The sequence below is a fragment of the Butyricicoccus pullicaecorum genome (genome assembly GCF_002160355.1).
GTDB classification, from domain to species: Bacteria; Bacillota; Clostridia; order Oscillospirales; family Butyricicoccaceae; genus Butyricicoccus; species Butyricicoccus pullicaecorum.
Window position 1 is genome coordinate 77,301 of record NZ_NFKK01000012.1, and the last position, 12,299, is coordinate 89,599.

Annotated in this window: 12 protein-coding genes; 9 read left to right on the top strand and 3 right to left on the bottom strand. The window is 54.1% G+C overall.

Annotated features, from left to right (window positions below):
* Positions 1-276 precede the first annotated feature (276 nt).
* From polA to B5F17_RS10415, 8 genes are all read left to right on the top strand, one after another.
* Positions 277-2,907, top strand: coding sequence for a DNA polymerase I (polA, locus tag B5F17_RS10380; protein WP_087373610.1), 2,631 nt, complete (start codon positions 277-279; stop codon positions 2,905-2,907).
* 231 nt (positions 2,908-3,138) lie between these two features.
* Positions 3,139-3,579: a low molecular weight protein arginine phosphatase gene (locus B5F17_RS10385; protein ID WP_040332561.1), complete on the top strand. Its 441-nt coding sequence runs from the start codon at positions 3,139-3,141 to the stop codon at positions 3,577-3,579.
* Positions 3,576-4,028 (top strand): ribosomal protein S18-alanine N-acetyltransferase, encoded by a 453-nt coding sequence (gene rimI / locus B5F17_RS10390; RefSeq protein WP_087373612.1) that lies wholly within the window; start codon positions 3,576-3,578, stop codon positions 4,026-4,028. The genes B5F17_RS10385 and rimI overlap by 4 nt, the downstream gene beginning before the upstream one ends.
* A gap of 15 nt (positions 4,029-4,043) precedes the next feature.
* Positions 4,044-4,277 carry a toll/interleukin-1 receptor domain-containing protein gene (locus B5F17_RS10395; RefSeq protein ID WP_087373614.1) on the top strand — a complete coding sequence of 78 codons (234 nt, stop codon included), beginning with the start codon at positions 4,044-4,046 and terminating at the stop codon, positions 4,275-4,277.
* 30 nt (positions 4,278-4,307) lie between these two features.
* Positions 4,308-5,336, top strand: a complete 1,029-nt coding sequence (gene tsaD, locus B5F17_RS10400) for a tRNA (adenosine(37)-N6)-threonylcarbamoyltransferase complex transferase subunit TsaD (protein ID WP_087373616.1) — start codon at positions 4,308-4,310, stop codon at positions 5,334-5,336.
* Between the two features lie 232 nt (positions 5,337-5,568).
* Positions 5,569-7,488 (top strand): aconitate hydratase, encoded by a 1,920-nt coding sequence (locus B5F17_RS10405; protein WP_087373629.1) that lies wholly within the window; start codon positions 5,569-5,571, stop codon positions 7,486-7,488.
* 15 nt (positions 7,489-7,503) lie between these two features.
* The gene (locus B5F17_RS10410; protein WP_087373618.1) at positions 7,504-8,658 is read left to right on the top strand and encodes an isocitrate/isopropylmalate family dehydrogenase; all 1,155 of its coding nucleotides are present in this window, start codon (positions 7,504-7,506) and stop codon (positions 8,656-8,658) included.
* Between the two features lie 33 nt (positions 8,659-8,691).
* Positions 8,692-9,336, top strand: coding sequence for a redox-sensing transcriptional repressor Rex (locus B5F17_RS10415; RefSeq protein WP_087373620.1), 645 nt, complete (start codon positions 8,692-8,694; stop codon positions 9,334-9,336).
* Between the two features lie 45 nt (positions 9,337-9,381).
* On the opposite strand, the gene B5F17_RS14870 is transcribed toward B5F17_RS10415, so the two are convergent.
* Positions 9,382-9,555 carry a hypothetical protein gene (locus tag B5F17_RS14870; RefSeq protein ID WP_162608150.1) on the bottom strand — a complete coding sequence of 58 codons (174 nt, stop codon included), beginning with the start codon at positions 9,553-9,555 and terminating at the stop codon, positions 9,382-9,384.
* A 68-nt stretch (positions 9,556-9,623) separates the two neighbouring features.
* Here B5F17_RS14870 and B5F17_RS10425 point away from each other — a divergent pair, with 68 nt between their 5' ends.
* On the top strand, positions 9,624-10,565 hold the full coding sequence (locus tag B5F17_RS10425; RefSeq protein ID WP_242968736.1) for a hypothetical protein: 942 nt from the start codon (positions 9,624-9,626) through the stop codon (positions 10,563-10,565).
* A gap of 42 nt (positions 10,566-10,607) precedes the next feature.
* Here the strand turns inward: B5F17_RS10425 and B5F17_RS14970 are convergent, their stop codons facing one another.
* Both B5F17_RS14970 and metA read right to left on the bottom strand, forming a co-directional pair.
* A complete protein-coding gene (locus tag B5F17_RS14970; protein ID WP_164470512.1) occupies positions 10,608-10,772 on the bottom strand; it encodes a hypothetical protein in 165 nt (54 codons plus the stop codon).
* A 50-nt stretch (positions 10,773-10,822) separates the two neighbouring features.
* A complete protein-coding gene (metA, locus tag B5F17_RS10430) occupies positions 10,823-11,773 on the bottom strand; it encodes a homoserine O-acetyltransferase MetA (protein WP_087373625.1) in 951 nt (316 codons plus the stop codon).
* Positions 11,774-12,299: the final 526 nt, after the last annotated feature.

A 12,299-nucleotide genomic window follows, 5' to 3' on the forward strand; every position in this document is an offset into this window, starting at 1 on the left:
CCGAAAATAAGCCTACAAACTTTTTCGATCATTGCCAATCAATTCCTCGGTTTATTGGTTTCGAAAGAACGAATAAATCGAGGTGTTTTTTTTATCCTTTTGCAGGATGTGAAATCGGTATCATGCAAGGCGTTCTGCATTAAAAAGAGGCGGAAATTCACGCTTTTCCCGTTCTGCCTCTGGTAATGATACTGTTTTTGCCGTATAATAAAACCAATAGCAAAAAATTCGGACATGCGGCAGCTGTATATAGCCGCAGGAATGATGAGGTTAACGATGAAATTCATGGTGATTGACGGCAACAGCATCTTAAACCGCGCGTTTTACGGCGTACGGCTGCTGACCAACCACGACGGCTTACCCACGAACGCTATTTACGGCTTTTTGTCGACTCTGTTCCGCTTACAGGATGAATATACCCCCGATCGCACGATCGTATGCTTTGACGTGAAGGAAAAGACCTTCCGTCATCAGAAGTTTGACTCCTACAAGGCGACCCGAAAGGGCATGCCGGACGAGCTCGCAGCACAGCTGCCGGTCATGAAGGAAGTGCTGGACGCGCTGGGCATTATCCGCTGTGAGAAGGGCGGATATGAGGCCGATGACCTGATCGGCACGATCAGCCGCAAGGCAGAAGAGCAGGGTGATGATTGCTTGATCGTGACCGGTGACCGCGACAGCTTGCAGCTGGTGAGTGCACATACGACGGTGCATCTGGTATCGTCCAAGGGCGGCCAGGATACCAGCCGAGACATCACACCCGAGGCGTTCCGGGAAAAGTACGGTTTTGACCCCATTCGTTTGATCGATCTCAAGGCGCTGATGGGAGATAGCTCGGATAATATTTCGGGCGTACCGGGTGTCGGAGAAAAAACGGCAATGAATCTGCTGCACACCTTTGGCAGTCTGGACGAAGTATATCGCCATCTGGATGCACCGGAGATCAAAAAGGGTCTGCGGGACAAACTGACGAACGGTGAGCAGGCTGCGCGGGACAGCTATTGGCTGGCAACGATCGAGCGGGATGCACCGCTGCCGATCGACATGCAAGCGCTGCCAGATGCGCAGATGGACCGCGATGCACTATATGATCTGCTGACCCGTCTGGAATTTAAGTCTTTCTTGACGCGTTTGGGACTGAGCAAGACCGAAGCACCGGCACCGACCGCAGCTGAGCGCAAGCGTGTAGAGCTGACCGACTTGGAAAGCGCACAGAAGCAGCTGGATGCACTGACCGAGCTTTCGGCTGTGCCGCTGTTTGCTGCACCCGGACTGCGTGCCTTTGCGCTGCTTGCGCAGGATACGGTGTATTTACTGTCGTCTGACAGCTTTTCGGTGGCAGATTGGGACGCTGTGACCGCACGTCTGTTTGCCGGAGATATCAAGCTGGTCATGCACGATGCCAAGCCGACCTATGTCGAGCTGCTTGAAGCAGGACTGGCGGCGCAGGGGGTACTGTTTGACACCAGCATTGCAGCTTATCTGCTCGATCCCACGGCCTCGGCTTACGATCTGGAGCGTGTTGCTCTGTCCTATCTCAACCGCGAACTGCCCAAGGTCGACCTGACCGCAGAGGACGCATTTTCGCCGCTTGGTGGCCGAGACAGCGCACTTGCCGCGATGACTGCCAATGTGGAAGCGATTGCAGATATTTACGCCGAGGCATCCGCACGACTGGAAGAGCAGGGCATGCACAAGCTGTTCTTCGAAATGGAAATGCCGCTCATGACCGTACTGGCCGAGATGCAGCAGGCGGGCTGCAAGGCCGATGCCGACCAGCTGTGTGCATTTGGTGAGCAGCTGGATACGCGCATTGCGGCACTGACCGAGCAGATCTATGAGGCTGCTGGACATGAATTTAACATTCAGTCGTCCAAACAGCTCGGCGTTGTGCTGTTTGAAGAATTGGGATTGCCGTACAAGAAAAAGACCAAGACCGGTTACTCGACCAGTGCCGAGGTGCTGGAATCGCTGGCTGGCTATCATCCGATGATTGCCGACGTGCTGGAATACCGTCAGCTGACCAAGCTCAAGAGCACCTATGTAGACGGCCTTTTGAAGGTCATTGCACCCGATGGCCGTATCCATTCGCACTTCCAGCAGACGGTTACTGCAACCGGTCGCCTGTCGTCGGTCGACCCCAACTTGCAGAATATCCCGGTGCGTACCGAGCTCGGACGTGAACTGCGCCGCATGTTTGTCGCGGAGCAGGGACGAGTTCTGGTCGATGCCGACTATTCGCAGATCGAGCTGCGCGTGCTGGCACATGTCGCAGACGACGACGCGATGATTGAGGCCTTTCGCGGTGGTCAGGATATCCATGCAACCACGGCTTCCAAGGTCTACGGTGTACCGGTGGAAGAGGTGACACCGCAGATGCGTTCGAGCTGTAAGGCGGTCAACTTCGGTATCGTCTACGGTATTTCGGACTTTTCGCTGGCGCAGGATATCGGTGTGACCCGCAAGGAGGCGGCAGCCTTCATCCAGAGTTATCTGGACACCTATCCGGGTGTGCATCATTATATGGAATCCATCAAGCAGAGCGCGCGGGAGACCGGTTATGTTGAGACATTGTTCGGTCGCAGACGCGCCCTGCCTGAGCTGAACTCCAAGAACTTCAATCTGCGTTCGTTCGGTGAGCGTGCCGCGATGAATACACCCATTCAGGGCACGGCGGCTGATATCATCAAGATCGCCATGCTGCGCGTGCGTGACCGACTCAAGGCCGAGGGCTTTGAAGCACGCCTGATTTTGCAGGTACACGACGAACTGATTCTGGAAGCACCCGAGCACGAAGCCGAGCGCGCGGCAGCACTGCTGCGCGAAGAGATGGAGCACGCAGCTGAATTGCGTGTGCCGCTCGTGGCTGAGGCCAAGATTGGACACAGCTGGTACGAGACCAAGTAAAAGAGCAAGACCATCCGGCAGCGGGTGGTCTTTTTTTATCCGTACACGGTCAGAACGGACGGATTTTTGGGAATGGTCATAGAAAAATGGAGCGTTCTGTGGTATAATCAATACGTTCATCATGGGGACGTATACCATCTTGACGGTATCGCCCCAAAACGGATGATTCAGCCGAACATCCGGAAAACGGATGCAATCGGCTGTCTGGAAAGATTCGAGGAATATCGTATTATGGATCAGATCATTTTTGTATGTACCGGAAATACCTGCCGCAGTCCGATGGCAGAGGGTTTGTTCCGTGCGCTGGACGGTGAGGCGCGCACTGGCTTGACCGCGCAGTCGGCTGGTTTGTTTGCACATGATGGCCTGCCGGCCTCGGAAAATGCAGTCAAGGCAGCGGCTGAACTGGGTGCAGACCTGTCCCAGCATCACGCCCGTCAGCTGACCCCGGAGATGGCCAAAGAAGCTAAGTATCTGGTGTGCATGACGGCTGCGCACTACGACCGATTGGTCGAAGCGCTGCCGTGGGCAGAGGACAAGGTATTCACCCTGTCACCGGTGGATGTCGCCGATCCCTTTGGCGGTGACCTTGCCACCTATCGTGCGTGCGCGGCGCAGCTCAAGGATGCAGTCGGTGCGCTGATCGGAAATTTGGAGAAAGGACGCGCATGAGTCAGATTCAGATTGTTCCGATGGACGAGCGGCATTTGCCTGCACTGGCCGAGATCGAGCGGGCGTGTTTTCATGCACCGTGGAGCGAGAATGCGCTGCGGGAAGAGCTTGGGAAAGGACTGTTTCTGGTCGCGGAGGATGAAAACCAGACCGTGTGCGGCTATGTCGGCTGTCAGACCGTGCTCGACGAGGGTTACATTACAAACGTCGCGGTCTCGCCGGACTTTCGCCGTCAGGGCATTGGCCGTCTGCTCATCCAGACCCTGACCGAGCGGGCGCAGCAGGCACAGCTTGCGTTTGTGACGCTCGAAGTGCGTGCGTCCAACGATCCGGCCATCGCGCTGTACACCGCCGCCGGGTATGAACCGGTTGGACGGCGCAAAAATTTTTACCGATCACCCACAGAAGACGCGATTTTGATGACGTTGCAACTGCGTGATGCAACGTGAAAGGGGAAGAGGATCATGTTGTTTGACAAGCGGGAAGTGTTTGTAAGTTATTCCGAGCGTGACCTGTACCAAATGCAGCATGCACTCGAGCAGGCGGGCATTGATTATGTGATCCGGCAAAAGGATATTCGACCGCATGGCGGTGCGCGCATGCGCTGGGGCGGCAATCAGGATGCCGCGATTGAGTACCGCATTCTGGTAGATGAAAAGGATGAGGAGCAGGCGCGCCATGTGATTGGACGGTGCTGATCGTCCGCATACCAAACTAGAGGAGACTGTATGAAGATTTTAGCAATTGAGTCGTCTTGCGATGAGACCGCGGCAGCGGTCATCGAGGACGGACGCAAGATTTTATCCAATATCATCGACTCGCAGGTCGAGACGCACGCGCTGTATGGTGGTGTCGTGCCCGAGATTGCCTCGCGCCGTCACATGGAAGCGGTCGTGCGCGTGACCGAATGCGCACTGGAACAGGCAGGCATGCAGGCGGACGAGGTGGACGCGGTCGCTGCGACCTGCGCACCGGGACTCATCGGTGCGGTGCTGGTCGGTGCAAACTTCGGCAAATCGCTGGCGTTTTCGCTGGGCAAGCCGTTTATTCCCGTGCACCACATCCGTGGACACATCGCGGCCAATTATCTGGAATTTCCCGACCTGAAGCCGCCCTTTTTGACGCTTGTGGCCTCGGGTGGTCACTCGCTGATCGTGCTGGTGCGCGATTACACCGACTTTGAGATTCTGGGCGGCACCAGAGACGACGCAGCAGGCGAGGCGTTCGACAAGGTCGCGCGTGTGCTGGGTGTCGGTTATCCGGGTGGCCCTAAGATCGATAAGATGGCAGTCGGTGGTGACCCGAACGCGTACAAGCTGCCGGTCAGCCATGTTAAGGACGCACCGATGGACTTTTCGTTCTCGGGACTCAAGACCGCAGTCATCAACCTTGCGCACAACGCCGAGCAGAAGGGCGAGACCATCGATAAATCCGGTCTGGCTGCTTCGTTCTGTCGTGCGGTTGTCGATACTCTGGTGCCCAGACTGGCGCACGCGATCGACAAGACCGGCGTCAAGCATGTCGTCTGTGCAGGTGGTGTCGCGGCGAACTCCTGGCTGCGTCAGGCACTGACCGACATGGCAAAAAGCAAGCGCGTGCAGCTGTATCTGCCGCCGCTCTCGCTGTGCGGTGACAATGCGGCGATGATCGGTGCGCAGGCGTATTACGAGTTTTTGGCAGGTCATCTGGGCACGACGGCACAGAATGCCTTTGCAACCGCTGAGATCAGCGAAGAGGTCTGTCGAAAAATCCGCTGAGGCGGCAAAATATTTCTGGTAAATTGTGCTGAAATGCGGTACAATAATAAAAGGTTTTGCGCTTTGTGACAAAGCCTCATTTGATAAAAACGATTTGGGCACGGAGAAAACCGGTGTTTTCTTCGTGGAGAAGGCTGTGGAAGCCGCCATTTTGCTGCGTTTTCGGAAAAACGCAGGGCACGGTGTGTCTGACACCCGTGTCAGGGACAAAAACAAGGAGCGATTTGATATCATGGGCATGACGATTGCAGAAAAAATCCTGAAAGCACATCTGGTGGATGGCGAGATGGTCAAGGGCGAGGAGATCGGTCTTCGCATCGACCAGACGCTGACCCAGGATGCGACCGGCACGATGGCTTACCTGCAATTTGAGGCAATGGGCGTCGATCAGGTCAAGACCGAGCGCTCGGTGGCCTACATCGATCACAACACCTTACAGTCCGGTTTTGAGAACGCGGACGACCATAAGTACATCGGCACCGTGGCCAAGAAGCACGGCATCTACTACTCCAAGGCGGGCAACGGTATCTGCCATCAGGTACACCTCGAGCGCTTCGGCGCACCGGGCAAGACCCTGATCGGTTCGGACTCCCACACCCCGACCGGCGGCGGTATCGGCATGCTGGCTTTCGGCGCAGGCGGTCTGGATGTCGCAGTCGCAATGGGCGGCGGCGCATACTACATCCCGATGCCGAAGATGGTTCGCGTCACGCTGACCGGCAAGCTGAAGCCCTGGGTTGCAGCAAAGGATATTATTCTGGACGTACTGCGTCAGATGACCGTCAAGGGCGGTGTCGGCAAGATTGTCGAGTATGCAGGCTCCGGCGTTGCAACGTTGTCGGTTCCCGAGCGTGCAACCATCACCAACATGGGTGCAGAGCTGGGTGCAACCACGTCTATTTTCCCGTCTGACGAAGTGACCCGTGCATTCCTCAAGGCACAGGGACGTGAAGAGGTTTATGTGCCGCTGGCATCCGATTCGGACGCGGTTTACGACGAAGAATACACGGTCGATCTGGACAATCTGGTTCCGCTGGCAGCGATGCCGCACATGCCGGACAATGTAAAGCCGGTTTCCGAGATCGGTGAGATCAAGGTCAACCAGTGCTGCATCGGTTCGTGCACCAACTCTTCTTACTATGATATGATGAAGGTTGCAGCCATCCTCAAGGGCAAGCATGTACATCCCGACGTTTCGCTGACCATCAGCCCGGGTTCCATGCAGGTATTTAACATGCTCGCAAAGAATGGCGCACTGTCCGACATCATCGCAGCCGGTGCGCGTATCCTCGAGTGCGCTTGCGGCCCCTGCATTGGTATGGGTCAGTCGCCCGAGTCGGCAGGCGTATCGCTGCGTACCTTCAACCGTAACTTCGAGGGTCGTTCTGGTACCCAGGACGCACAGATTTATCTGGTTTCCCCCGAGGTTGCAGCTGCTTCGGCGCTGACCGGCGTGCTGACCGACCCGCGTACGCTGGGCGAGGCACCCGAGATCCAGATGCCCGAGCACTTTGACATCAACGACAGCATGATTATCCCGCCCGCAGAAGATCCGTCCACGGTTGAAGTACGCCGCGGTCCGAACATCAAGCCGTTCCCGCTTGGTCACGAGCTGGAAGACAGCTATGCCGGCAAGATCGTTCTCAAGACCGAGGACAACATCACGACCGACCACATTCTGCCCGCAGGCTCCAAGCTGCTGCCGTATCGTTCGAATATCCCGTACTACTCCAACTACTGCTTCATCAACGTCGATCCCAAGTTCCCGGCTCGCTGCCAGGAGCAGGGCGGCGGCGTGATCGTCGGCGGTGCAAACTATGGTCAGGGTTCGTCCCGTGAGCATGCTGCACTCGTTCCGCTCTATCTGGGCGTGCGTGCCGTGCTGACCAAGTCCTTTGCACGTATCCACAAGGCAAATCTGGTCAACTCGGGTATCATCCCGCTGACCTTTGCCGATCCGGCAGATTACGACAAGATCAATCTGGGAGATGTCATCTCTCTGCCCAACATCCGTGAGGAGATCGCGGCAGGCGGTCAGGTTACCGTCGTTTGCGGCGGCCGTACCTTCAAGGCAGATTGTGACGTTTCCGACCGTCAACGCGGCGCACTGCTCGCAGGCGGTACTCTGAATTACGCAAAGAAGCAGCACTAAGGAGGATTTGCAGATATGTTACCCGAAAAGACTCGTGAGCAGTTTGAAAAAGTAATCGAGAGCCAGCTGGCTCGCATTCAGGCAATGAAGGATCAGGGCGATTTTATCGATTATTCCAAGCTCGATAAGATCATCATCGGCGTTTGCGGCGGCGACGGCATCGGCCCGATGATTACCGGTATGGGTCAGCACGTCCTTGAGACGCTGCTGGCAGATAAGGTCAAGGCCGGCAAGGTTGAGTTCCGCGTCATCGATGGCCTGACCATCGAGCGCCGCGCTGAGCTGGGCTGCGCTATTCCGCCCGATACCATGGAAGAGCTCAAGGCTTGCCATGTTATCCTGAAGGGACCCACCACGACCCCGCGTAAGGGCGATCCGTGGCCGAACGTCGAGTCGGCAAACGTTGCTATGCGCAAGGCACTCGACCTGTTTGCAAACGTGCGCCCGGTCAAGGTGCCCGAGCTGGGTATCGACTGGACCTTCTATCGTGAGAACACCGAGGGCGGCTATGCAGTCGGCTCGCAGGGCGTACAGGTTGGCGACGATCTGTTCATCGACTTTACGGTCGCTACCTCGCAGGGCTGCGAGCGTATCGCACGTCTGGCATTTGACTACGCACACAAGACCGGTAAGAACCGTGTATCCTGTGTCACCAAGGCAAATATCATCAAGACCACCGATGGCAAGTTCCTGGATACCTGCAAGAAGGTCGCTGCTGAGTACCCGGACGTTGTATTCGACGACTGGTACATTGACATCATGACCGCAAAGCTCATTGACGACAAGCGTCGCCGTGACTTTAAGGTATTCGTTCTGCCCAACCTGTACGGTGATATCATCACCGACGAGGCGGCTGAGATCCAGGGCGGCGTTGGCACCGCAGGTTCTGCAAATATCGGTAAGCGCTACGCAATGTTTGAGGCAATCCACGGTTCTGCACCGCGTATGGTACAGGAAGGCCGTGCACAGTACGCCGATCCGTCTTCGGTTCTGCGTGCATCGGTCATGCTGCTCGAGCATATCGGTGAAATCGAGCTGGCAAAGAAGCTCGATCGTGCGCTGGATATCTGCATGTTTGAGAAGAAGAAGTATGTGATCACCGGCCGCGACACCGGTGCGACCGCACAGCAGTTCACCGACTATGTGCTGGAGACCATTGCGTCGCTGTAAATGATCAAATAAACCTGACAGGAGGTTGTCCGGATGGAGAAAAAACAGAATGTATCCCGCGCGGTGATTCAGCGCTTGCCGCGGTATTACCGGCACCTATCCTCTCTGCGGGCAAAGGGCGAGACGCGCATTTCTTCGCGTAAGTTAGCGGAGATGTTGGGTCTGACCGCCTCCCAGATCCGTCAGGATTTTAACTGTTTCGGTGGTTTTGGCCAGCAGGGCTATGGATACAGCATCGAAAAGCTGTGCGAAGGGCTGGAGGACATTCTGGGACTCAAGCGCGCGCACACCGCGGTACTCATCGGTGTGGGCAACTTGGGTCGGGCGCTTATTAAGAATTTCAGCTTTGAGAGCAATGGATTTAAATTGCTGTGTGCGTTTGACAGTGACCGTATGGTCATCGGCAGCGGCATGAACGGCGTGACCGTGCGTGACGTGTCCGAACTGTATGCGTATGTCGATCAGCATAAGCCGGATATTGCGGTTCTGACCGTACCGCATGCGATCGCACCCGCGCTTGCGCGTGAGCTTGTGGAGCATGGCGTGCGCGGACTGTGGAATTTCACAGGCGAAGATTTGCACTTGGAAAATCTGGGTGTACCGGTTGAAAACGTGCATTTTTCAGACAATTTAATGACGTTGTGCTACCAGGTCAATCAGAGCGAAGCACAATCTTAAAAACGAAAAAGAACGCCAGTTTGAATGGCGTTCTTTTTTTTGCCCTTAATTGTCGCCACGCAGCAGTTTGTCGGCATAGCCGCGCAATTGATCTTCGGTATGGATATTTTCGCTGCGATGTCCGATCATGCCTCGGATATATTCCGGCAGGCTGGTGTAATATTCAAAGATCTTTGGATCGGTCGTGAGCATTTCGCCCAGGTTTTGATACTGTTTCATTGTGTTCTCACCTCATAGTTCAGTATGCCCCAAAAAAAGTAGAATAAGCCCTTGACATAAAAGAAAAAATGGATTATTGTACTAATAATGTAATACAACAGTACAATAATACGAAGGAGGATTATCGTGAAGACAATGACGCTGGGAAAAAGACAATTTGGGGGATGCAATGGCTTCCAGCTCAAATTATTTGCGCTGATTACGATGACGATGGACCATTTGGCGGCATATCTGCCGGCTGGCATGGGTATTCCGGATTGGTTTCATCTGATTGGCCGGTTTGCTGCGCCGCTTTTTATGTTTTCTGTGCAGAGGGGATTTTCTATACGCATAGCCGGAAAAACTATATGCTGCGCTTGTATATCGGCTGGGTGCTTATGAACCTGTGTAACAACTGGATCAGTCAGAAATTTGCGCAGCCCAGCGGCATAATTATACTAAACGGCATGTTCGGCACAATGTTCCTGGTGGTACTGACTGTTACATCTGTTGAACTGATACGCGCAGGGCAGAAGGAACGGGCGGTCAGGAAAATTGGAATGGGGCTGGCTGGCTTATTCTATTTTGTGGCTTCCTTTGCAGTGCAGTGTGGCGCATACATCGCAATGACCGGAATGTTTGATGCACAAACAGGCGAGATTACAAATAGAATGTTCCCTGTGGTACAGCGCGGCGTGCAGATCATGATGATTTTTGTGCCAAACCTGATGAATGTAGAAGGCGGTTTTCTGTTTGTGCTGCTGGGTGTAGCGTTTTATTATCTGCGTCGTTGGCGTATCGCGCAGGTAGCGGCGCTTGGCGTGTTGTGCCTGATCCAGTGGCTTGCACTGCCGCAATATTGGCTTACCGATCTGTTTATCTTCCTTGCGGCCATTCCGATCTGCCTGTATAATGGCCAGGCCGGCAGCAATCGTCACAAATTCCTGTTTTATTGGTATTATCCCGCGCACGTCTATCTGATCTATATTGTCGGCTATTTGCTTATGACGCGGTGGGGTGTTGCATACTAAAAAAGTGAGCCGTCCGGTATCGGCCGGACGGCTTTTCTGGGTTTATTGGATGTGCTCCTGACAAAAATCATCCACGACGCGAAATCCCATTTCACCGGGAGACGCCAGACGATAGGTGCGGATGCTGGCACTGTCGGTCGTGGGACAGAGCCGTTTTTCTGGCTCCAATCGGAAACAGGTCTGCTGTACATGCGGTCGCTTTGTCATATTGCATCACCTCGGATGCAGTATGTGCACGATCGGGCGAAAACATGAGCTTACTTTTCAAAATCCTCAAACGGATCGTCGAAAGCCTGCTCGGTGCTCAGGTCGTACGGTGTGGTCTGGTAGACGTAGTAGTTGAGCCAGTTGGTGTAGAGCAGCTGACCGTGCGAACGCCAGGTGACCTTAGGTTCCTGCGTCGGGTCATCGTTCGGGAAGTAGTGACGCGGGATCTGCGGTTCCAGACCGCGGCTCAGATCGCGGAAATATTCCTGCTTCAGCGTGTCACGATCATATTCCGAATGACCAAGTACAAAAATCTGACGGCCATTGCGTGCCTCTACAATATAGACACCAGCCTCGTCGGAAACCGAGAGCAAGCGCAGTTCGGGATGCTTGGTGATATCGGATGCGCGAACTTCAGTGTGACGGCTGTGCGGAGCAAAGAAGACATCGTTGAAGCCGCGCAGCAGACGCTCGGTCGGTACCAGAACGCGGTGCTCAAAGATACCGCTCATCTTTTCGGGGAGAACGTACTTGGGCACATGATAGTGGTGATATAAACCGGCCTGTGCACCCCAGCAGATATGCAGGGTGGAATGTACGTGGGTCTTGGTCCATTCCATGATCTCGATCAGCTCGTCCCAGTAATCGACTTGTTCGAAGTCCATCAGTTCAACCGGCGCACCGGTGATGATGAACCCGTCATACCGATTGTGCCGAATGTCGTTGAACGTCTTGTAGAATGTCAGTAAATGATCTTCCGGCGTATGAGTGGACTTGTAGGTCTCGGTCTGTACCAAATCAATTTCAATCTGAAGGGGGGTATTGGACAGACAGCGCAAGATCTGGGTTTCGGTTGTGATCTTGAGCGGCATCAGGTTGAGCAGAGCGATGCGCAGCGGACGGATGTCCTGTGTAATTGCGCGGCGCTCGGTCATAACGAATATGTTTTCCGATTCCAACACCGCGCGTGCGGGAAGACTGTCGGCAATTTTGATCGGCATAAGCGGATTCTCCTTTAACGGGAATATAGTACTTTACCATTATAACGCAGTAGACAGAAGAATGGAAGATGGGCAGCAATCAAGATCGCAAAATAGAATAAGAAGAAAGAGGGGAAATGCAAAAAATGAGAAAAAATAGTTGACAGATGTCAAAGAGAGTGATATTCTAATTAAGTCAACGACTTGTGTCGTGACTGCCATACGATGAAAACTGTATAGTTTAGAACCCTGAAAACAAAAAGTTTTCAGAAAATTCAAAAAACTTATTGACAGAGGACTCTCGGCGTGGTATTATAAATAAGCTGACCGCACGGACAGCGAAACCGGACGAAAAGTTTGGAAAAGTTCAGATTTAGCGATTCGGAGCGCGAAAAACTTCGAAAAAAGTTAGAAAAGAGCTTGACAAACGAAAGTGAATCTGGTAAAATAAATAAGCACTTCACCGAAAGGTGAGCGCTTAAAAAACTTTAGCGGTTGGTACCTTGGTCAATTTCCTGATGAAATTGACACGCGGTACAAAAAATCG

Excerpts from the sequence above, each read along its gene's own strand:
- B5F17_RS10415 (WP_087373620.1), top strand. The coding sequence starts at position 8,692 with ATGGAGAAAAAACAGAATGTATCCCGCGCGGTGATTCAGCGCTTGCCG.
- B5F17_RS10425 (WP_242968736.1), top strand. The coding sequence starts at position 9,624 with ATGGATTATTGTACTAATAATGTAATACAACAGTACAATAATACGAAG.
- B5F17_RS14870 (WP_162608150.1), bottom strand. The coding sequence starts at position 9,555 with ATGAAACAGTATCAAAACCTGGGCGAAATGCTCACGACCGATCCAAAG.
- B5F17_RS10385 (WP_040332561.1), top strand. The coding sequence starts at position 3,139 with ATGGATCAGATCATTTTTGTATGTACCGGAAATACCTGCCGCAGTCCG.
- metA (WP_087373625.1), bottom strand. The coding sequence starts at position 11,773 with ATGCCGATCAAAATTGCCGACAGTCTTCCCGCACGCGCGGTGTTGGAA.
- B5F17_RS10395 (WP_087373614.1), top strand. The coding sequence starts at position 4,044 with ATGTTGTTTGACAAGCGGGAAGTGTTTGTAAGTTATTCCGAGCGTGAC.
- polA (WP_087373610.1), top strand. The coding sequence starts at position 277 with ATGAAATTCATGGTGATTGACGGCAACAGCATCTTAAACCGCGCGTTT.
- B5F17_RS10405 (WP_087373629.1), top strand. The coding sequence starts at position 5,569 with ATGGGCATGACGATTGCAGAAAAAATCCTGAAAGCACATCTGGTGGAT.
- tsaD (WP_087373616.1), top strand. The coding sequence starts at position 4,308 with ATGAAGATTTTAGCAATTGAGTCGTCTTGCGATGAGACCGCGGCAGCG.
- B5F17_RS10410 (WP_087373618.1), top strand. The coding sequence starts at position 7,504 with ATGTTACCCGAAAAGACTCGTGAGCAGTTTGAAAAAGTAATCGAGAGC.
- B5F17_RS14970 (WP_164470512.1), bottom strand. The coding sequence starts at position 10,772 with ATGACAAAGCGACCGCATGTACAGCAGACCTGTTTCCGATTGGAGCCA.
- rimI (WP_087373612.1), top strand. The coding sequence starts at position 3,576 with ATGAGTCAGATTCAGATTGTTCCGATGGACGAGCGGCATTTGCCTGCA.